23 protein-coding genes are annotated in these 21,746 nt (G+C 35.2%); 16 read left to right on the top strand and 7 right to left on the bottom strand.

Annotated elements, in window-relative coordinates:
• The first annotated feature begins 11 nt into the window (after positions 1-11).
• The 11 genes from AC1EU5_RS06905 (at position 12) to AC1EU5_RS06855 (ending at position 9,738) form a co-directional block, all read left to right on the top strand.
• Positions 12-1,205, top strand: coding sequence for a glutamate-5-semialdehyde dehydrogenase (locus tag AC1EU5_RS06905; RefSeq protein WP_480191637.1), 1,194 nt, complete (start codon positions 12-14; stop codon positions 1,203-1,205).
• Positions 1,206-1,207: 2 nt separating this feature from the next.
• On the top strand, positions 1,208-1,969 hold the full coding sequence (proB, locus tag AC1EU5_RS06900; protein WP_480191636.1) for a glutamate 5-kinase: 762 nt from the start codon (positions 1,208-1,210) through the stop codon (positions 1,967-1,969).
• Between the two features lie 2 nt (positions 1,970-1,971).
• Entirely contained in the window at positions 1,972-2,907 is a 936-nt protein-coding gene (locus AC1EU5_RS06895) for an N-acetylornithine carbamoyltransferase (RefSeq protein ID WP_480191635.1), read from the top strand.
• 93 nt (positions 2,908-3,000) lie between these two features.
• On the top strand, positions 3,001-3,777 hold the full coding sequence (argB, locus tag AC1EU5_RS06890; RefSeq protein ID WP_480191832.1) for an acetylglutamate kinase: 777 nt from the start codon (positions 3,001-3,003) through the stop codon (positions 3,775-3,777).
• Entirely contained in the window at positions 3,774-4,838 is a 1,065-nt protein-coding gene (locus tag AC1EU5_RS06885; RefSeq protein ID WP_480191634.1) for a M20 family metallo-hydrolase, read from the top strand. The genes argB and AC1EU5_RS06885 overlap by 4 nt, the downstream gene beginning before the upstream one ends.
• Positions 4,839-4,903: 65 nt before the next feature.
• Positions 4,904-6,187, top strand: a complete 1,284-nt coding sequence (argH, locus tag AC1EU5_RS06880) for an argininosuccinate lyase (protein ID WP_480191633.1) — start codon at positions 4,904-4,906, stop codon at positions 6,185-6,187.
• 55 nt (positions 6,188-6,242) lie between these two features.
• Positions 6,243-7,181, top strand: a complete 939-nt coding sequence (locus AC1EU5_RS06875) for a LuxR C-terminal-related transcriptional regulator (protein WP_480191632.1) — start codon at positions 6,243-6,245, stop codon at positions 7,179-7,181.
• A gap of 108 nt (positions 7,182-7,289) precedes the next feature.
• Positions 7,290-7,712, top strand: a complete 423-nt coding sequence (locus tag AC1EU5_RS06870; protein ID WP_480191631.1) for a VOC family protein — start codon at positions 7,290-7,292, stop codon at positions 7,710-7,712.
• Between the two features lie 130 nt (positions 7,713-7,842).
• The gene (locus AC1EU5_RS06865) at positions 7,843-8,622 is read left to right on the top strand and encodes a glycoside hydrolase family 16 protein (protein WP_480191630.1); all 780 of its coding nucleotides are present in this window, start codon (positions 7,843-7,845) and stop codon (positions 8,620-8,622) included.
• Between the two features lie 13 nt (positions 8,623-8,635).
• Positions 8,636-9,364, top strand: coding sequence for a Gfo/Idh/MocA family protein (locus tag AC1EU5_RS06860; protein ID WP_480191629.1), 729 nt, complete (start codon positions 8,636-8,638; stop codon positions 9,362-9,364).
• Positions 9,365-9,450: 86 nt separating this feature from the next.
• Complete coding sequence (locus AC1EU5_RS06855; RefSeq protein WP_480191628.1) at positions 9,451-9,738, top strand: hypothetical protein; 288 nt, start codon at positions 9,451-9,453, stop codon at positions 9,736-9,738.
• Positions 9,739-9,811: 73 nt separating this feature from the next.
• On the opposite strand, the gene leuB is transcribed toward AC1EU5_RS06855, so the two are convergent.
• Genes leuB through AC1EU5_RS06835 form a run of 4 tightly spaced genes read right to left on the bottom strand, consistent with a single transcriptional unit; the run spans position 9,812 to position 14,090 of the window.
• The gene (gene leuB, locus AC1EU5_RS06850) at positions 9,812-10,930 is read right to left on the bottom strand and encodes a 3-isopropylmalate dehydrogenase (protein WP_480191627.1); all 1,119 of its coding nucleotides are present in this window, start codon (positions 10,928-10,930) and stop codon (positions 9,812-9,814) included.
• Positions 10,927-11,517, bottom strand: a complete 591-nt coding sequence (leuD, locus tag AC1EU5_RS06845) for a 3-isopropylmalate dehydratase small subunit (RefSeq protein WP_480191626.1) — start codon at positions 11,515-11,517, stop codon at positions 10,927-10,929. The genes leuB and leuD overlap by 4 nt, the downstream gene beginning before the upstream one ends.
• Before the next feature lies 1 nt (position 11,518).
• Positions 11,519-12,916: a 3-isopropylmalate dehydratase large subunit gene (gene leuC, locus AC1EU5_RS06840; RefSeq protein WP_480191625.1), complete on the bottom strand. Its 1,398-nt coding sequence runs from the start codon at positions 12,914-12,916 to the stop codon at positions 11,519-11,521.
• 1 nt (position 12,917) lies between these two features.
• A complete protein-coding gene (locus tag AC1EU5_RS06835) occupies positions 12,918-14,090 on the bottom strand; it encodes a 2-isopropylmalate synthase (RefSeq protein WP_480191624.1) in 1,173 nt (390 codons plus the stop codon).
• Between the two features lie 150 nt (positions 14,091-14,240).
• On the opposite strand from AC1EU5_RS06835, the gene AC1EU5_RS06830 reads away from it, so the two are divergent.
• Positions 14,241-15,785, top strand: coding sequence for a hypothetical protein (locus AC1EU5_RS06830; protein ID WP_480191623.1), 1,545 nt, complete (start codon positions 14,241-14,243; stop codon positions 15,783-15,785).
• On the opposite strand, the gene AC1EU5_RS06825 is transcribed toward AC1EU5_RS06830, so the two are convergent.
• From AC1EU5_RS06825 to AC1EU5_RS06815, 3 genes are read right to left on the bottom strand one after another with little or no spacing between them, the layout of a single operon-like run.
• Positions 15,782-16,468 (bottom strand): RluA family pseudouridine synthase, encoded by a 687-nt coding sequence (locus tag AC1EU5_RS06825; RefSeq protein WP_480191622.1) that lies wholly within the window; start codon positions 16,466-16,468, stop codon positions 15,782-15,784. The genes AC1EU5_RS06830 and AC1EU5_RS06825 overlap by 4 nt on opposite strands.
• Positions 16,468-17,076 (bottom strand): ribosome biogenesis GTP-binding protein YihA/YsxC, encoded by a 609-nt coding sequence (gene yihA / locus AC1EU5_RS06820; RefSeq protein WP_480191621.1) that lies wholly within the window; start codon positions 17,074-17,076, stop codon positions 16,468-16,470. Before yihA ends, AC1EU5_RS06825 begins: the two co-directional genes overlap by 1 nt.
• Before the next feature lie 9 nt (positions 17,077-17,085).
• The gene (locus AC1EU5_RS06815) at positions 17,086-17,850 is read right to left on the bottom strand and encodes an alpha/beta fold hydrolase (protein ID WP_480191620.1); all 765 of its coding nucleotides are present in this window, start codon (positions 17,848-17,850) and stop codon (positions 17,086-17,088) included.
• A gap of 236 nt (positions 17,851-18,086) precedes the next feature.
• Here AC1EU5_RS06815 and mraZ point away from each other — a divergent pair, with 236 nt between their 5' ends.
• From mraZ to AC1EU5_RS06795, 4 genes are read left to right on the top strand one after another with little or no spacing between them, the layout of a single operon-like run.
• On the top strand, positions 18,087-18,560 hold the full coding sequence (gene mraZ / locus AC1EU5_RS06810) for a division/cell wall cluster transcriptional repressor MraZ (protein WP_480191619.1): 474 nt from the start codon (positions 18,087-18,089) through the stop codon (positions 18,558-18,560).
• Positions 18,547-19,440 carry a 16S rRNA (cytosine(1402)-N(4))-methyltransferase RsmH gene (gene rsmH, locus AC1EU5_RS06805; RefSeq protein WP_480191618.1) on the top strand — a complete coding sequence of 298 codons (894 nt, stop codon included), beginning with the start codon at positions 18,547-18,549 and terminating at the stop codon, positions 19,438-19,440. Before mraZ ends, rsmH begins: the two co-directional genes overlap by 14 nt.
• Positions 19,441-19,761, top strand: a complete 321-nt coding sequence (locus AC1EU5_RS06800) for an FtsL-like putative cell division protein (RefSeq protein ID WP_480191617.1) — start codon at positions 19,441-19,443, stop codon at positions 19,759-19,761. It abuts the gene before it with no gap.
• A gap of 4 nt (positions 19,762-19,765) precedes the next feature.
• Entirely contained in the window at positions 19,766-21,745 is a 1,980-nt protein-coding gene (locus tag AC1EU5_RS06795) for a penicillin-binding protein (RefSeq protein WP_480191616.1), read from the top strand.
• Position 21,746 lies beyond the last annotated feature (1 nt).

Here is a 21,746-nt window from a genome sequence, read left to right as displayed (position 1 = left end):
ATGTATTTCTAATGAATAAATTATCTATAGAAACAAGAAATTCGGTACTGCTAAAAATGGCAGATTTACTAGGTCAGGAGCGAGAGAATATTATCAAGATTAATAAGGAGGACTTGACGAATTATGATGGTGGTGATATTGCTATGTATGATCGCTTAAAAGTTGATGATTTAAAAATTGAAGGCATGATTACTTCTGTGAAACATTTAGCTGCTCAGAAGGATCCTGTGGGTATTGAACGCTTTCATTTTCAACATGACAATGGAATGCAAGTGTATAATAGAACTGCATCTTTTGGTACCGTATTGATTATTTACGAATCAAGGCCTGATGTAACAATTGAAGCAGCTGGGATTGCATTTAAATCTGGAAATAAAATTTTGCTAAAGGGCGGTAAAGAATCTTTGAAATCTAATCTTAAGATAGTTGATTTATGGCACCAAGCCTTACAAGAAAATAATGCTTCAAAAGACTGGATTACATATTTAGAGTTTAGTAGAGAAGAAACACAATCATTTTTGGAAAACCCTACACAAAGTGTAGACTTAATTGTTCCAAGAGGAGGTGAGAAGCTCATTACATTTGTGAAGCAACATGCTACCTGCCCGGTCATTGTAAGCGGACGTGGAAATAACTTCGTGTATGTTCATAACGAGGCAGATTTAGAAATGGCATTGAACATAATTGTTAACGGTAAAACCTCTAAAATATCAGCGTGTAATGCAGTTGATAAAGTACTCGTTGATAAATACCTTTCGGGAAAGGAAGGCTTTATAAAGACCCTAATTGCTAAATTAAAAGGATTTGATGTGGAGATTTTAGGAGATATGGTGGTATCAAATTATGATGAAGTGAAGGCCATTACAAGTAATGATATTTGGTATAAAGAATTTTTAGATTATAAAATTTTGATTGGCGAGATTGAGTCAAGTCATGATGCTATTGCAATGATAAACAAGTATTCCGGAGGGCATTCTTCAACTATTATCACAAAAAATAATGAAACTGCTCAGCTGTTTATGGAGAATGTAGATGCTGCTGCAGTATACCATAATGCGTCTACCAGATTTACTGATGGTGGTCAACTAGGGCTGGGAGGTGAACTGGCTATAAGTACTGATAAATTACATCAAAGAGGCCCTATAGGATTGCAACATTTGGTAACTAACAAATGGTACATTCACGGCGAGGGACAAATAAGGTAGCTATGAAAAAGAAAAGAGTTTTATTGAAAATTGGGTCTAATACGCTTACCAAAGAAACTAATAACATTTCAAGAGGTAAGATTGAAGATATTGCAAACCAAATTGCGCAGCTTCAAGATACCTGTGAATTTATAATTGTAAGTTCAGGTGCAATAGCTGTTGCCAAGCAATTTGTAAAATTAGAGAGTAAGCAACAAGAGGTACTTGTGAAGCAAGCGTTAGCTTCAATAGGTCAGCCGCACCTTATCAGGATTTATCAAGAAATTTTCAGAGAATATGGGTTGTTGACATCACAATGCTTATTGTCATATTCAGATTTTGAAAAAGAGGAAAGTAGAACCAATATCGTCAATACCATAAATGTGCTTGTTCAAAATAATTACATTCCAATTATTAATGAGAATGACACCGTGGCTACTGATGAAATAAAGTTTGGAGATAATGATAAATTAGCTGCATTAACAGCCTCATTACTAAAAGTTGACTTATGTATCATTGCGACAAATACGGATGGTATTTATACCAAAGAATCGATTAAAGAGAAGTATCCAAAAACCATTGAGGAGGTATCAGATTTAAATCAATTAATACATCAGGTGGTAAACTATAAATCGACGCATGGCACTGGCGGAATGCAATCTAAAATTGATGCCATTGCGCTTACAAAACAAGCAGATATTGAAACTTGGATTGTCAATGGGTTGAATGATAATTTTATAAAAAATGCTTTCAGTAATACTATGCCATTTACGAAAATAAGATAGCTATGAATTACACTTCTATAAATGATATTGACAATATAAATGATTGGATTGAAGAAGCTAAAACACTAAAGGAAAATCCACTCAATAATAATGCGCTAGGAAAGAATAAAACTATTGGTTTATTATTTTTTAATTCCAGCTTACGTACTAGATTAAGCACTCAAAAAGCGGCATTGAATTTAGGAATGAATCCTATCGTTATGAACGTATATGGTGATTCATGGGGTATAGAGTTTGAAGATGGAACTATTATGGATGGCTCAACTGCTGAGCATGTTAAAGAAGCGGCCAAGGTGGTATCTCAATATTGTGATATCATTGCAGTCAGGGCTTTTCCATCCTTAACGAATAAGGAGATGGATGAAAGTGAGCATGTTATCAATTCGTTTATGAAATATGCTACTGTACCCATTGTTAGCATGGAAAGTGCCACTGGACATCCTTTACAAGGCTTGACAGATGCGATTACCATTTCTGAGCATGCGAAGAGTACTAAACCCAAAGTGGTCTTAAGTTGGGCACCTCATGTGAAGGCGCTTCCGCATGCTGTGGCCAATAGTTTTGTACAAGCCATGCAAAAAATGGATGTAGATTTTAAAATTACACACCCGGAAGGATATGAATTAGATCCTAAAATTACAGGCAAAACTCCTATAGTTTATGATCAAGAAGAGGCTTTTGCTGATGCAGATTTTGTCTATGTTAAAAACTGGAGTAGTTATACCAACTATGGTCAAGTGCTGTCTAAAGATAGGAGCTGGATGGTAACGAAAGAAAAATTGGGTGCTGCAAGATTTATGCATTGCTTACCAGTAAGAAGAAATGTAATTGTGGAAGATGCAGTTTTAGATAGTGAAAACTCACTTGTAATTCAACAAGCTAATAACAGAACTTACGCTGCACAGCTTGTACTTAAAAAAATATTAGAAAATTTATAAATGACTGTTACCCTGAACTTGTTTCAGGGTAACATCTTATTAACAGAAGGATATATAAATGAGAAGTTGAAACAAGTTCAGCTTGACGATAAAATGAAAACACTAAAGGTTATAAAGATAGGCGGAAACATCATTAATGATGAAAAAGCGCTGGATGATTTTCTGATGCAATTTGCAAATCTACCTGTACCGAAGTTATTAGTACATGGGGGTGGGAAATTAGCTACCAAATTGGCTGATCAAATGGGTGTAGAAGTAAAGATGGTGAATGGTAGACGTATTACTGATGAAGATACTTTGGATATTATTACTATGGTATATGCAGGCAAGATCAATAAAAATATTGTCGCCAAATTACAAAAGTATAAAAGCAATGCTATTGGATTTACGGGTGCTGACGGTAATAGCATTGTTTCAGTAAAACGTCCTGTTAAAGATATCGATTTTGGTTACGTAGGAGATGTTACCAAGGTAAACCCTGAGGTACTTACGCTCTTATTAAATACTGGAATCACACCTGTTTTTTGTGCTATTACACATGATGGAAATGGACAGCTCTTAAACACCAATGCTGATACTATTGCTGCTGAATTAGCCATTGGATTGGCCAGATCATTTAAAACGGAATTGTATTATTGCTTTGAAAAGAGTGGTGTATTGACTGACGTGGCAAATGAAAATTCTGTGATCGAAAGAATCGATTCCAAATCGTATGAATCACTATTAGAACAAAAAATAATTGCTGATGGTATGCTCCCTAAAATGACCAATTGCTTTCATGCGTTAGAAAACAAGGTAGAAAAGGTATGTATAGGTAAACCAGCAATGTTGTTTGAAACAAATGAAAAATATACAACGATACAACTATGATCAAGGAACTCACGGAAAAAGCTATTTCACTATTAAAGGAGCTTATTGCTACACAATCGTTTTCGTCTGAAGAAGATCAAACAGCTGAATTAATTGAACAATGGTTTGTAAAACATGATATTTTATACAAGAGAAATCAAAATAATGTGTGGGCAACCAATCAATATTTTGATACTTCAAAGCCTACCCTACTGCTGAATTCACATCATGATACTGTAAAACCTAATAATGGTTATACTAAAGACCCGTTTGAACCAGTAGTAGAAGAGGGGAAACTATTTGGTTTAGGAAGTAATGATGCAGGTGGTGCTTTGGTGTCCTTGTTAGCAACATTTACTTTTTTTTATGAAAGTCCTAATTTGAAATATAATTTGGTGTATGTGGCTTCTGCTGAAGAAGAAAGCAGTGGTGAAAATGGCTTGAATAGCATGTTATCTGTTATTCCAAAGATAGATGTTGCTATTGTTGGTGAACCTACTTTAATGCAACTCGCTATTGCTGAAAAAGGATTAGTGGTTTTTGACGCTGTGGTAAAAGGAACACCTAGTCATGCAGCGCACCCTAATGATAATAATGCCATTTACAATACCATAGATGTGTTGAAGTGGTTTCAGGAATATCAATTTGAAAAAACATCAAAAGTGTTGGGCGATGTGAAAATGACGGTTACCCAAATCAGTGCAGGAAAACAACATAATGCAGTTCCTGCTGATGTTAAATTAGTGGTAGATGTTCGTGTAAATGATCAATATTCAAATGCTGAGATAGCAGAACTGTTGCAAAAAGAATCACCTTGTGACAGTATTGAACCAAGAAGCTTACGCTTGAATTCTTCATCAATACCGGAAGAGCATGCCTTGGTGCAAGCTGGAATTGCATTAGGAAGGGAAACTTATGGTTCACCAACACTATCTGATCAAGCAGCCCTAAGCTGTCCGTCTCTAAAGTTAGGTCCGGGAGATAGCACGCGTTCACATACTGCCGATGAGTATATTTATATAGATGAAATAAAGGAAGGCATACGGATTTATATTGATTTGTTAAATCGTGTAATTGTTTAAATGCATAAGATCATATAAATGAACGATTCAACAACTTAACATATGAACAAATAAACATTTAGAAAATGAAACTCTGGGATAAAGGATTCTCTATAGATCAAAAAATTGAACAATTTACCGTTGGAAATGATCGTGAGATTGATTTGCATATTGCTAAATATGATGTACAAGCATCTTTAGCACATGCCAAAATGCTAGCGCATGTTGGACTCATCACTAATAATGAATTGTCTTTGTTAGAAAAAGGTTTGGCCGAGCTAAAAGAGCAAATTGAAAATGACACATTTACTATAGAAAATCAGTTTGAAGATGTACATTCAAAAATAGAATTTGAACTGACTAAACATTATGGCGAAGTTGGAAAAAAGATACATACGGCACGCTCTCGAAATGATCAGGTTTTGGTTGCATTGCAATTATACTATAAAGAACATCTGCAATTAATTAAGTCTAAAACAAAAGATCTTTTTGATACCTTATTAAATTTAGCAGAAACTCACAAAGAAAAATTATTACCAGGATATACACATTTACAGGTTGCTATGCCTTCTTCTTTTGGTTTATGGGTTTCTGCTTATGCTGAGTTGTTGATTGATGATGTCTATGTATTACAGGCAGCTCAAAAAACGGTAGATCAAAATCCTCTGGGTTCGGCTGCAGGTTACGGTAGTTCTTTTCCCATTGATAGAGAATTTACGACTAAAGAACTAGGTTTTGAAACCTTAAAGTATAATGTAGTAGCCGCACAATTAGGTAGAGGTAAAAATGAACGTACCATTGCTGCCGCTTTGGGAAGCCTTGCGAATACACTAGGTAGATTTGCTATGGATATTTGTTTGTATATGAGTCAGAATTTTGACTTTATTTCTTTTCCTGATGAGTTAACAACGGGAAGCAGTATTATGCCTCACAAAAAGAATCCGGATGTGTTTGAGTTGATTCGTGGGAAATGTAATAAAATACAAGCATTACAAATCGAGATGATTCTCATTACAAATAACTTACCTAGTGGTTATCATAGAGATTTTCAGCTACTCAAAGAAAACATGATCAATGCAATTGTAGATATGCTGCATATCCTTGATATTTTTAATTATAGCATTCAGCAAGTTGTTGTTAAGGATGTGGATGTATATGATGAAAAGTATAAATATCTCTTTACTGTTGATAATATTAATACATTAGTAGAGAGCGGGCTTTCTTTTAGAGAAGCCTACCAACAAATAGGGCAGCAGGTACAAGAAGGAATTTATACACCAGATACTTCAAAAAAGCATAGTCATGTGGGCAGTATTCATAAATTGTGTTTGGATGATATACGAAGTAAATTCCCAACTATTACAAAATAGTGAATAAGAAATAGGTATATTGGCGATAACATAAATCCGGAATAATAGTATACAAATGGATACTAAAGAATACTTGTTTCACCTTTATGAAATTGCTAGTCTATTAAACAAGGAATTCACTCTTCATGCTGTTCTTAGAAAGTCTTTAGAAAAAACAGCAGAAATACTAGCCGTAGAAACAGGTTGGATTTGGCTTACGGAACCAGGCAATAAATCCGTGTATTTAGCAGCTTCCTATAACCTTCCTCCCGCCTTAAGTAAACATCCTGAACGACTATCCGGTTGGTGTTATTGTATAAAACAATACTTGTCTGATGATATAAATGAGGCTCTGAACATTAGTGAAATTGCTTGCTCACGATTGAAGGACATTAGCTCAGGAACAAAAGGCCTTAAGTTTCACGCAACTATTCCTATTATTGTTAGTGATCAAAAGGTGGGGCTCATAAACTTATTAAGTAAAGAAACTCGAAAATTAGATGAAAAGGAACTAACTATTCTGAATACTATTAGCGAGTTGGTTGGAACTGCTATTCAGCGAACAAGTATACAACGTCCTTATGTGAGCAAAAATCTGATGTCAGAAACAGCTTTTGGTAGAATTTTAGAAACGGTATTGTTTCCAAGAATAGAAACCATAATTTCTGATCTGGAAGGCTCAAAGAGCGATAAAAATAAGATGACCGAAGCTTATGAAAAAATAGTTGACCTTAAGAGAGAATTAATAACTCTTATCCAGGAAACAGGAAAATCTCAAGAGGATAATAAGGCAATTAATGAGTTTAATTATCCTGGACAACCCATTACAAAACGTGAACTTCAAGTTCTTAACCTTATAAAAAAAGGACTAACTAATGAACAGATAGGTGAGCAATTATTCATTACCGAAAGAACTGTTAAATTTCATATTACTTCAATTCTATCCAAGTTTGATGCTAGCAATCGTACCGAGGCAGTTGATATAGGTTTAAAAAGAGGACTTATTGGTATTTAGTTTACGTCAACTCTTCTATTGCTGTACGTTAGTACAGGTATTAATCTGTACTTAGGTTCGTTTTACACCTTATGCGTAGTAGTGATATTTGTACTCAAATAAACTATTATGAGAACACAGAAAATATACCTTGAACATGCAAACATTACAGTGAATGATTTGCAGGAAACAATAAAGTTTTTTCAAACAGCATTTCCACATTTCAAAATAAGAGGGGGTGGTAATGATATGAGAGAGTGGGTTCATCTAGGTGATGATAATACGTATATCGCAATTAACCAAGCCAAACTAAGTGATTTAAAAGTTGAAAAAAACTATGATAAAATTGGGATTAACCACCTGGGTTTTGTAGTTCAGGACGTTGAAGAAATTGCTGAGAACTTATTAAAAAATGGTTATAAGAGAGATTATCCTAAACAAGTTGAACAATTCAGGATTAGAGATTATTTTGCTGATGCTGATGGAAACCAGTATGAGTTTGTGCAATACCTAAGTGAGGTGGTAGAAGAAAAGAATAGTTATAATCACTAATTACAAAAAGAGGAATCTTTGTCTAAATTTAAAATGTTTTTAGTGTTATCTTTATATTTAATTCAACAATGAAATGAAAAGGTTCTCTATTGCATTTGCATTATTGCTATTAATACTTACTATATCTTGCATGAAAAAAGAAAAGAAAAATAACTTTCATAATTCTGATTCAGAATGGCGATTAGTATGGTCAGATGAGTTTGAAAAAGGTAACCTCAATAGCAATAATTGGAATTTTCAAGTTGAAAAAGCTGGACGTTTTAATGAAGAATGGCAGCGATACACCAACAGTGACGAAAATGCCTATGTAGAAAATGGACAGCTGGTCATTAAAGCCATTCATGAAAGTGATACCCATGGTCTTAATCAGTACACTTCAGCACGCTTAAATACTGCTAATAAACAGGCTTGGAAATATGGTAAGATAGTTGCTAGCATCAAGTTGCCTGAGGGTCAAGGTATTTGGCCTGCCTTTTGGATGCTGGGTAACAACATTGATGAAAATGGAGGTGATACACCCTGGCCATTTTGTGGTGAAGTAGATATTTTAGAGCTCTACGGTTCTAAAGATAATGGGCTGATAGAGGCCAATTTACACTATGCTGACAAATCGGGCTCTCATGCTATGATGGGAGCAAAAGGCTACAAATTACCAAAAGGCAAATTCTCCGATGATTTTCATGTGTTTGAATTGGAATGGGATAAAGAAAAAATCAGTTGGTCGGTTGATGGAAAACAGTATGCGTCAATTTCTATTACTTCTGATGAATTCTCTGAATTTCATCATGAGTTTTTTCTGTTGCTAAATATTGCTGTTGGAGGTACTTATGCAGATTATCCTGATGATACTACTACCTTTCCTCAGTATATGTATGTAGATTGGATACGAGTATATCAAAAGAATGAATAATCTACGTTAATTTATGAGTCCTAGAAGAATAATTGTTCTAATAGTTCTTTTAACGAGTGCTATCAACTTTGCTCAAGAACAACCTTTGCGAGTTGGTATTGCTGGACTTACACATACCCATGTTCATTGGATCCTAGGCCGTGATGATATAGGACATATAGAAATTGTAGGTATTACTGAACCCAATCGCGCTCTTGCCGAACGCTATGCCAAGCAACATGGTTTTTCTATGGACTTGGTCTATGATTCCTTAGAGGAAATGATCAAAGCTAAGAAACCTGAGGCAATCACGGCTTTTGGAAGTATTAAAGAACATTTGGAAGTAGTACAAATTTGTGCTCCCAGAGGCATTCATGTAATGGTAGAGAAACCATTGGCAGTCAGTTTAGAACATGCTAAGATAATGAAAGCTTTAGCTCAAAAGCACAATATTCATTTATTGACTAATTACGAAACCACTTGGTATCCTTCCAATCACAAAGTAAAAGATATTTTGGAATCTGGAAGCATAGGTGATTTGAGAAAAGTGATTGTTAGGGATGGTCATAGAGGTCCCGTTAAACTAGGGATTAATCAAGAGTTTTTAGATTGGTTATTAGATCCTGAAGAAAATGGAGCAGGAGCCTTAATGGATTTTGGTTGTTATGGTGCCAACTTGATGACCTGGTTGCAGGGTGGAAAGCGGCCGATTTCAGTTACTGCAATTACCCAACAATTGCAAAAAGAAAATAACCTAAAGTAGATGATGAAGCAACGATCATTGTTGCTTATGATGATAGTCAAGTCATTATTCAAGCTTCCTGGAACTGGCCTATAGGAAGAAAGGATATGGAAGTGTATGGCCTTACTGGTGCAGTATATGCTGATAATCGAAATGATTTGCGTATTCGTATTGCTAAAGGTTATGATGGTTTTCAGGAAGAAAAAGAGAAATTACCAGAGTTAAAGAGTCCATATAATGATCCTTTTTCTTTATTGGCAGCAGTCGTAAGAGGAAAAGTAATGCTCAAACCCTATGATTTATCTTCTTTAGAAAATAATATGTTGGTTATGGAAATACTGGAAGCTGCTATCAAAAGTGCAAAGCTTCAAAAAACAGTAAAATTGGCTGAATGAAAAAGAAGTACATGAGTCAACATGTACTTCTTTAAAATCAACTACTATCTAACGTACTAATTCAAATAATCAATTAAATAATGGTGGATTGTCCTATGTGAATATTTTTAAAATTAATGTTTGTATCTTCTGGGTGCTCAATAAAATCGGCAATAAAATCACCTACCTTATCTGTGGTCACATTATCATGCTCCGTATTAATATCAGGTGTAGAGATCTTTAATTTTAATGAACGCTCTACACCTCTTCTTATAAGATCGGCTTCTTCATACAATTCAAAATGATCTAATAACATGGCAGCCGATAATATAGAAGCTACAGGGTTGGCAATGCCCTTACCTTTAGCCTGAGGATAAGATCCATGAATAGGTTCAAATAAGGCAAATTTTTCACCTACAGAAGCTGAAGCCAACAATCCTATGGAGCCCCCAATAACACTGGCTTCGTCAGAAATAATATCGCCAAACATGTTTTCTGTTAAGATCACATCAAATTGCTTAGGGTTCAATATCAATTGCATTGCGGCGTTGTCTACAAATAGAAAATCTAAATCAACATCTGTATATTTTTTTGAAACTTCTGTCACCACTTTGCGCCATAAACGAGAGCTTTCCAAGACATTAGCCTTATCTACCAATGTTAATTTTTTACGTCTACTTTGCGCTGCTTTAAATGCCAAATGTGAAATACGTTCAATTTCATCAGCGGTATACATACAAAGGTCAGAAGCCATTTGGCCATCATCACTTAATTTCTTCTCCCCAAAATAGATGCCTCCTGTTAGCTCACGATAAATACTAATATCTGTTCCTTTTATGATATTTTTCTTTAGTGGAGATTTGTCTAATAGGGTTTCATATGCTTTTACAGGACGAATATTTGCAAACAGCCCTAGTGACTTGCGTAATTTTAATAATCCTTGCTCAGGTCGTATCTTGGCTGAAGGATCATTATCATATTTAGGATCGCCAATAGCACCAAATAAAATAGCATCTGCATTGCTACATACATCTAGTGTTTTTGACGGCAAGGGGTCACCTGTTTTATCAATTGCAATGGCACCTACCAGAGCTTCTTTATACAAAAAAGTATGATCAAATTTAAAAGCAATGGCTTCTAATACCTTTTTTGCCTGCTGTGTAACTTCAGGACCAATACCATCACCTGCTAATACTGCAATATCTAATTTCATATGCTTCGTTGTTTTTCGTATGCCTCTATTTTTTCTTTGTTACTCACTAAATAGTCAATATCATCATAACCATTGATGAGGCATAATTTTTTATACATATCTACTTCAAACTTTTCTAGAATGGGTTTACCCACAATGCTCACTACTTGATTTTCAAGGTCAACATCTAACTGAGTTTTTGGGCTTGTTTGTATTTCAGAGAATAGAGTTGCCAAAAAATGAGGAGATACTTGAATGGGTAAAATGCCATTATTGTAAGCGTTTCCTTTAAAGATATCAGCAAAAAAACTACTTATAACTACTTTAAATCCATATCCTGCTAATGCCCATGCAGCATGTTCTCTACTCGAACCACAACCAAAATTGTTGCCTGCCACTAAGATACTTCCACCATATAGCGGATTATTCATGACAAAAGAGGTGTTGACACTACCATCTTTATTGAAACGCCAATCTCTAAACACATTGTCGCCAAATCCCTTCTTATCGGTTGCTTTTAAGAAACGTGCCGGAATGATTTGGTCAGTATCTACATTTTCAGTTGATAAGGGCACTGCTGTTGATGTAAATCGTTTAAACTTTTCCATATTACACCAATTCTAAAGTTTCAATTTCATCTAATACATTTACTATTTTTCCTGCCACAGCCGTTGCTGCAGCCACCAACGGACTTGCCAGAATGGTTCTAGCACCTTGACCTTGCCGTCCTTCAAAATTCCTGTTAGAGGTAGATACACAATATTCACCTTCAGGAATCTTATCATCATTCATAGCCAAACAAGCAGAGCAGCCTGGTTGCCTCAATTGAAAACCAGCCTCCGTAAAAACAGTGTCTAAGCCTTCGCTTATAATCTGTTTAGCTACCTGCCTTGAGCCCGGTACAAACCAGGCAGTAACATTCGCAGCTTTTTGTTTACCTTTAATATATTCTGCAGCAATCCTAAAATCTTCTATTCTTGAATTCGTACAGCTACCTATGAATACATAATTAATTGGATGATTCAATAAAGATTGACCTTTTTCAAAATTCATATAGGCCAATGACTTTTCAAAAGAAGCATCAGATTCCTGTGGAATTGTTTCGGAAATCTTTATACCCATACCTGGATTTGTACCATAGGTAATCATTGGTTCAATATCTTTGGCATCAAAATGATATTCTTGGTCAAAGACAGCATCCTCATCCGTTTTCAACGTTTTCCAATAGGCTACTTTTTTATCAAATTCAGAACCTTTTGGGGCGAACTCACGATCTTTAATGTATTCAAAAGTGGTCTCATCAGGGGCAATCATACCTCCTCTGGCACCCATTTCTATACTCATATTGCATACGGTCATACGGCCTTCCATAGACATTTCTTCAAATACACTTCCCGCATATTCACAGAAATAACCGGTACCTGAATTCGTGCCTAGTTTTGAAATAATATAGAGGATTACATCCTTAGGTAAAACACCTTTTTTAAGTGAGCCATTTACATTAACTCTCAGTTTTTTAGGTTTACTCATCAATAAACATTGACTGGCAAAAACCTGAGCTACCTGACTAGTACCAATACCAAAAGCAATAGTGCCAAAAGCACCATGTGTAGAAGTATGACTATCACCACAAACAATGGTCATGCCTGGTTGCGTAATGCCCAATTCAGGACCAATAACATGCACAATGCCATTATTAGGGTGCCCTAAACCATAGAGTTCTATGCTGTTCTTTTTACAGTTTTCAGTAAGTTGTTTTAGTTGATTTCTTGAGAGTAAGTCTTTTACAGGAAGATGTTGATCTATAGTAGGAGTATTGTGATCGGCGGTGGCTACTATCTGTTGTGGTCTGAATATTGGAATATTACGCTGTGCCAATTCCTGAAATGCCTGGGGGCTGGTGACCTCGTGAATTAAATGTTTATCAATATAGATGATTTGTGGTCCATTTTCAATCGTGTCTACCACATGACTATCCCACACCTTATCAAATAATGTCTTACCCATGTTAAGCAGGTATTGAGTTTACACTTTCACAGACCTTCATGATCTCATGAATATCTACGTCTTGAATTTCTTTTTTTCTATCAGCAAAAGTTAAGAAGGTTGCATAGACTTCATCTAATTGGTCCTTGGTCAATTCATATCCAACTTTTTTGGCTCTGTATGCTAAAGCTGCTCTTCCACTTCTTGCTGTTAAAACAATAGCCGACTCAGTAACACCAACGTCTTTTGGATCTATGATTTCATAAGTTTCGCGGTTTTTAATCACACCATCTTGATGAATACCTGAACTATGCGCAAAAGCATTGTCACCTACAATAGCTTTGTTAGGTTGAACAATCATACCCATACTTTCAGAAACTAACCTGCTAGTACTATACAATAGCTGTGTATTAACATTGGTGTCTAAGTTAAGATATGGATGTTGCTTCAATACCATAACTACTTCTTCTAGAGAGGTATTTCCTGCGCGCTCACCAATGCCATTTATTGTACACTCAATTTGACGAGCTCCGTTAATAACACCCGAAATTGAATTGGCAGTAGCCAAACCAAGATCATTATGGCAGTGGCAAGACAAAGTAGCTTTATCTATACCTTTTACATTTTCTTTTAAATATTTCATTTTAGCGCCATATTCTTCTGGAAGACAATAACCAGTAGTATCGGGAATATTTAAAACAGTTGCACCAGCTTTTATGACTTCCTCACAAACACGTGCTAAAAATTCATTATCAGTTCTTCCAGCATCTTCAGCGTAAAACTCTACATCTTCCACAAAAGACTTAGCATATTTTACAGCTGAAACAGCACGTTCTAGAACTTCTTCTCTTGTAGCCTTGAACTTATGTTGAATATGAGAGTCTGAAGTGCCAATACCTGTATGTATTCTTGGTTTCTTAGCATACTTTAGTGCTTCTGCCGCAACTTCTATGTCTTTTTTTACTGATCGCGTTAACCCGCAAATAGTGGCATTATTTACCACTTTTGAAATTTCAACGACTGAGTTAAAATCACCAGGACTTGAAATAGGAAATCCTGCCTCTATAATATCTACACCCAATTCATCAAGCCTTCTGGCAATGACCAATTTTTGTTCTGTATTTAATTTACAGCCGGGTACTTGCTCACCATCACGTAGGGTGGTATCAAAAATTTGAACCTTATCTGTATTCATTAGTTAAAGAAATATTTCTTTTTATGAGTACGAATTTATATTTTGGTTTTATGAAAGCTCTTAGGAGCTTCATTTTTTTTACAATGCTTAACTAAGTTTACCTTTATTTAACGTTTTGTTTGTCAATATTTTAACCTCTTAATTGGTACAATGATTAATACACAAAAAGATAATTTGTTTGTATTGGTAAAATCGCTTTCTAAGTCAGAAAAACGCCAATTTAAGCTATATGTCAATAGGATTGGGGGAAATGCTGAATCAAAATTTTTGGCGTTGTTTAATCTTTTAGAAAAGATACCTAAGTACAATGAAGCTGAGATTTTAAAGGCAGGAATTGTCAAAAAAGCACAACTTTCAAATCTAAAGGCGCACTTGTACAAGCAAATTCTTATTAGTTTGCGTCTGAATCCATCACATCAGAATATTAGGATTCAAATTAGAGAGCAGTTAGATTTTGCAACCATCTTATATCACAAGGGGTTGTATAAACAGGCATTGAAAATTTTAGATAAGGCTAAGAACATGGCTGTTGATCATGAAGAGAAAAATATAGCCTATGAAATAGTAGAACTTGAGAAAATTATTGAATCGCAATACATTACTAGAAGTATTAGCGGTAGGGCAGATGAACTAACAATACAAGCTAAAGAGTTGAGCATGCAGAATGTAATTGCTAGTAAACTTTCAAACTTGTCATTGCAACTCTATGGTATCTTGTTGAAGCAAGGCTATGTAAAGAATGATGAAGAATATCAGGTAATTACTAATTATTTTAATGATAGATTACCAAAATATACTTTTAGCGAACTAGGATTTAGAGAAAAATTGTGGCTCTATAAATCGCATTTATGGTATAGCTTTTTAACGCAGGATTTTCTCTCTAGCTATAAATACGCACGCAAGTGGGTAGATTTATTTTATGAATACCGAGCAATGATAAATTTGAATCCGGTTTTCTTTTTAAAAGGTAATAATTATTTGTTAGAATCATTATTCTTTTTGCAGTATCCTAAGCGCTTTGAGCGAGCACTTAAAGAGATGGAAGCGATTACAGATTCTGATGAACTTCCAAAGGATGACAATGTAGAAGTACTTAGTTTTCTATACATATATAATAATAAGTTTCATCTCTATTTTTTACAAGGAGCTTTTGAAGAGGGTGTTGCTTTGGTGCCAGATGTTATAAAGAAAATAAAGAAATACAGAAACAGGATAGATGAACATCATGTAATGCTCTTCTATTATAAAATAGCGAGTTTATATTTTGGATTGGGAGATTACAAAAAGTGTATTGAATATCTGGAAATCATTATCAATAACCGGACTTTAAAAATGCGTGAAGACTTAATGTGTTTTTCTAGGATTTTAAGTTTGATTGCTCATTATGAAGCAGGACTTGATTATCATTTAGAAGTTCAACTAAAAAGCACTTATAAGTTTCTCATCAAAATGAACGATTTGCATGATGTTCAAAAAGAGATCATTTCTTTTTTAAGAGGACTGGGTGATATTTATCCGCATCAACTGAAAGGAGAATTTGTTAAGTTATATAATAAATTAAAGCAGTTTGAAAATGATCCTTATGAAAGAAGATCATTTTTGTATTTAGATTTTTTATCATGGCTAGAGAGTAAAATAGATAATAAACCTGTAGCTGAGATCATAAGAGAGAAATCTAAAAAACTAAAAAATTAAGTGCAACTATCCCAAATAGGGTCTTTTGGTAAAGGAGCTTCTATAAATATTTTTTCTTTTGAAACTGGGTGTGTAAAGGCTATTTTTCGTGCATGCAAATGAATACCACCATTCTTATTACTTCTATTAAAACCATATTTTAAATCTCCTTTTATAGGAGACCCAATTGATGAAAGTTGCGCACGTATTTGATGGTGACGACCAGTTTCTAAATCAATTTCTAATAAGTAGTAGTTGTCAAGTTCTTTTATAATTTTATATTGCAAAGTGGCTTTTTTACTACCTTCAGTCTCTCTACTATAGGCAGTTGATTTGTTATTTTTAGGGTTCTTTTTTAAATAATGAATTAGGGAATCATAACGTTTTGGTGGTTGGTTTTTTACCACTGCCCAATATGTTTTCTTAATTTCTTTGTTACGTAGCATTTTGTTGAGGCGTTCTAGCGCCTTTGAAGTTCTAGCGAAAATAATAATACCACTTGTCGGTCTGTCGAGCCGATGTACAACACCTAGAAATACTTTTCCTGGTTTGTTGTATTTTTCTTTAATGTAACATTTAACGACTTCACTGAGCGGAGTATCTCCTGTTTTATCGCCCTGAATTATATCGCCCACTTTCTTGTTGATTACAATCAAGTGATTGTCTTCGTAAAGCACTTCAAGATTTGAAACCGATGAAGGCATTATTCATTAGAATTTAAATCAAGATTGATCTCCTCAATGAAGCCTAACAATTCTTCTCGACCTGCTTTTGCTGTTGATGAAGTAATAAAGTACTGGGGCATTTCCTCCCAACTTCGCAGCATTTGCGTCTGATATTTCTGAAGGTTTTTGTTGAGTTGTGCGGGTTTTAGTTTATCAGACTTTGTAAAAATAATACAAAACGGAATGCCTTTTTCACCTAAGAATTGCATGAATTCTAAGTCAATTTTCTGAGGCTCATGTCTGCAATCCACTAATACAAATGCACAGCTAAGTTGTTGTCTTTTCAAGAAATATTCTGTGATGAACTTCTGAAAAACTTTACGTTTATCTTTTGAAGTCTGCGCATATCCATAACCAGGCAGGTCCACCAAAAACCAATTACCATTTATTTTAAAATGATTGATTAGTTGAGTTTTTCCTGGTTTGCCTGATGTTTTTGCTAAGTTTTTTCTATTTGTCAGCATATTGATAAGCGAAGATTTTCCCACATTGGACCGACCAATAAAGGCATATTCAGGCAGCATTTCTTTTGGGCACTTAGCAACATCAGTATTGCTAATGATAAACTCGGCAGATTTTATTTTCATAGGAAGAAACTAGAGTTGTTCCTTAGTAAGCCATTCTTCTAAAAAGACATTAAACTCTTCAGGGCGTTCCATCATAGGGGCATGCCCACATTTATCTATCCAATACAGAGTGGCATTGGGTAACAGTTTATGGAATTCTTCAGCTACGTCAGGGGGTGTAACCGTATCGTCTTTACCCCAAATAAGACCAACGGGCATTTCCATATTTGGTAAGTCTTTTGACATATTATGTCTGATGGCGCTTTTAGCTATGGCTAATGTTCTAATCAATTTATTTCTATCATTAATAGAATCATATACGTCATCAATGATCTCTTTCGTGGCTATTTCTGGATTGTAAAAAACATCTTGTGCCTTCTTCTTTACGTACTCATAATCTCCTCTTTTTGGGTAGCTTTCTCCCATAGAATTTTCATATAATCCAGAGCTTCCTGTTAGGACAATACCTGCTACTTTTTCAGGATAATTTTTAGCGTAATACAATGAGATATGACCACCTAAAGAATTTCCTAGAAGTATATAATCATCTAGTTGCTTGAATGCGGTAAATTCTTTAATGAACTTGGCTAGGTTCTTTACATTAGTGTTCAACAAAGGCAACGAATAAATAGGCAACTCTGGCATTAAAATTTGATATCCTTTCTGAGAAAAAGTATCAAAAACACTGTCAAAATTACTCAGATTGCCCATGAGGCCATGGAGAATAATAATAGGTCTTCCTTCACCAGATTCTAAGTAACTGAATTTACCTTCTTTTTTGTAGTTGTCTCCCATTAAATATTTCTCGGTTAAGTGGTCAGTGGCAAAAGTAACTATTTTGGGTCAAAGTACAGATTTTATCTAAATATAGAAAGCCTTTTACTTCTCCCTAAAAGACAACTTCTCTAACTATTTCATAATCAGTACAATATTTCTCAAAATAAAAAGTTATTAACAAAGTGGTAAAATATGGTAAAAAGTGGTAAAAATCTATATATTTGTCATTAAAATCTTCAGCAAAAAGTAATTAAGTGGTAAATCTTATTGGAACATATGAATGTAAGGCAGACGTAAAAGGACGTTTGTTATTGCCTTCTCCGGTAAAGAAACAATTAACTACGGTGCTTCAAGATGGCTTTGTATTAAAGCGTGCGGTTTTTCAGCCCTGCTTGGAATTGTATCCGATGAGGGAATGGAATACCCTAATGCAAAAGGTGAATAAGCTGAATCGGTTTGTGAAGAAAAATAATGACTTCATAAGAAGATTTACAGCAGGGGTAAAAGTGGTAGATCTTGATGGTGCCGGAAGGTTATTAATACCCAAAGATTTGCATTCGTTTGCTGGTATTTCTAAAGAAGTGGTGTTGTCATCAGCAGTCAACATCATTGAAATTTGGGATAAGCAGCGATATGAAAAAGCCATTGATGATGCAGCTGTTGATTTTGCCGAATTGGCTGAAGAGGTGATGGGTGGTGAAAATATGACGGATGATGAGTTATCATAATCCGGTATTGCTCTTTGAAAGTGTTGATGGTCTAGAAATTAATCCGAACGGAATTTACGTGGATGTCACTTTTGGCGGAGGTGGTCATTCAAAAGAAATTTTGAAAAGGTTGGGTGAGGATGGTCATCTATTTGCCTTTGATCAGGATGCTGATGCGTTGCAAAACACTATTGATGATCCTCGATTTACATTGATTAGTGAGAATTTTAGGTATATCAAACGATTCTTACGGTTTCATGGAATAAAACAAGTGGATGGTATTCTTGCAGACTTGGGTGTGTCGTCACATCAGTTTGATAAAGCTGAGCGCGGTTTTTCTACTCGCTTTGAAGCAGACTTAGATATGCGCATGGATCAGCAAGGCGCTATCTCAGCATATGATGTGGTCAATGATTATGACGAAGGAAAGCTGGCAAGTATACTGTTTTTATATGGCGAGTTAAGAAATGCGAAAGCAATGGCAAGAACAGTCGTTGAGGCTAGGAGTGATCAAGAAATTAAATCCAGTTTCCAATTAAAAGAAGTGTTGCAACGATTCCTTCCTAATAACAGAGAACATAAAATATTAGCGCAGGTATTTCAGGCAATTCGAATTGAAGTAAATGAAGAATTAGAAGTGTTAAAAGAGTTTTTAGAGCAAACGGTTGACTTGTTAAAAGAAGGAGGGAAGTTGAGTGTTATCTCTTACCACTCCCTTGAGGATAGGTTAGTAAAACGGTTTGTGCGCGGTGGATTATTTGAAGGAGAGCCTGAGAAAGATTTTTACGGTAATGTGCAAGTTCCATTTAAAAAGGGAAAGCTCATTGTACCATCAGCAGAAGAAATAAAAATGAACAATAGGGCACGAAGTGCCAAACTAAGAATAGCAACCAAATTATAAATGGCATCAGTAAAACAACGAATGTATGATCTGCTAAAAGGAAAATTTTTAGTGGATGAAGATGCACCAAAAAATTGGCGCTTACTCATCTTTCTAGCCTTTCTAGCCTTGATCATGATTGCCAGTTCACACAGCATAGATAATAAGGTACAGAAGATTGCGCAATTAAATAAAAAGAAACGTGAGTTGCGGTCACAATTTGTAGCAACACGTTCAGATTTGATGAAGTTAAAAATGGAATCATCAATCACCAAAAAATTAGCAGAAAAAGGATTGTATATCTCAGAAAATCCACCGCAAAAAATTAAAGTAACAAACTAACTCATTGGCAACAGAAAAAAAGAACATACTTAACAAACTTTATCTCATTTCAGCTTTTATGTTCTTGTTCGCTCTGGCAATTACTTATAAGCTTGTCGATATTCAGTTCCTAAAAGGAGAGTTCTACCGGCAAAAGGCTCAGGAGGGTACCATTCGTGATTTTGATATTCCTGCTAATAGAGGAAATGTATACACAGCAGATGGTAGTTTATTAGCAACATCGGTTTCAAAATTTGATATCAGAATGGACCCTGTAACGGTAGCATCTGATGAATTTGAAAAGGGTATTAAAGGATTGAGTAAAGAGCTTGCGAGTATGCTGGGTGCTACTTCTAGTAAATGGGAAAACAAAATAAGAAAAGCTAGAAAGAATAAGAACAGATATCTATTTATCACCAGAAATCTCAGTTATAACCAATACCAGCGTGTTAAAAAGTTTCCAATCTTCAAATTGGGAGCCTATAAAGGTGGATTAATAACTGAACAACGCACCGTGCGTGAACATCCCATAGGTAAAATAGCAGAACGCTATATAGGTTATGACGATTATAGAGGGAGAGTAGGTATTGAAGGTAATTTTCATAGCTATTTGAAGGGTAAAAATGGAAAACGCCTCAAACAAAAAATTGCAAAAGGACAATGGAAACCTTTGAATGATAACAATGAGGTAGAGCCTATTGATGGCAAAGATATCTACACTACCATTGATTTAAATATTCAAGACATTACACACCATGCACTTTTGGAGCAGCTGGAAAAGTATAGTGCGGATCACGGAAGTGTTGTGGTGATGGAAACCAAGACAGGAGAAGTAAAAGCCATTTCTAATCTTGGTAGAAATAAAGAAGGTAAGTACTATGAGCGTTTGAATTATGCTGTAGGCGAGTCTCATGAACCGGGCTCTACATTCAAATTAATGAGTATGATCGTTGCTTTAGAAGATAAGGTAGTAGATACAGGTAAGGTCATAGATACTGAAGATGGAACGCTTAAAATTTATGATAGAAGGGTAAAAGACTCACATAGAGGTGGGTATGGAAAAATATCTACTGCGCGTGTGTTTGAAGTATCATCAAATGTGGGAATTGTAAAAATTATTGAAGAAAACTACAGAAACAACCCTAAAAAGTTCATTGCTGGATTGAATAAAATGGGCGTAGGAGATAAATTGAATGTGCCTATTAAAGGTGAGGGTTTACCTGTGATTCCCAATCCAGAGAATAAGAAACAATGGTATGGTACGTCATTGGCTTGGATGACACATGGTTATGGTGTGCATATAACCCCATTACAAACACTAGCACTTTACAACGCAGTGGCCAATAATGGTGAAATGGTAAAACCTCGGTTTATCAGAGAGGTAAAAGCACAAGATAAAGTTATTGAGCAATTTGACAAAGAGATTATTAAGCAGCAAGTATGTTCTCAAGAAACCATAGATAAGCTGAAAGTAATGATGGAAAATGTTGTGAAGCGAGGCACAGCTGCTAATATCTATGATAAGAACTATTCTATGGCTGGTAAAACAGGAACATGCCAAACAGATTACTGGACTGGCAATACCCAATATATCTCGTCATTCGTAGGATACTTCCCAGCTGATAATCCTAAGTATTCATGCATTGTTGTTATCCATAAACCCAATAAAAAGAAAGGGTACTATGGTAATGTGGTGGCGGCTCCTGTATTCAAAAAGATTGCACAGAAAATTTATACAGACACACCTTTATTAGATGAGGTAAATCACAATGAATTTGAATATGCGGTTGTAGAAAAGGATTTTGAAAAATACATGGAGGTTGCCAGAAAAAGTCATGTGAAAGTGCCTAATGTAAAGAACATGTCGGGTATGGATGCAGTGGCATTATTGGAAAACTTAGGATTTCGTGTAGAAACAAATGGAGTGGGAACGGTAAAAAGACAATCCATAAAATCAGGTAAACAAATACAAAAAGGGTCAATCATTAAACTCAATTTATCATAAG

This window comes from Maritimimonas sp. 2405UD52-3, from assembly GCF_056591715.1.
This window is presented reverse-complemented; position numbering and strand designations above follow the sequence as displayed.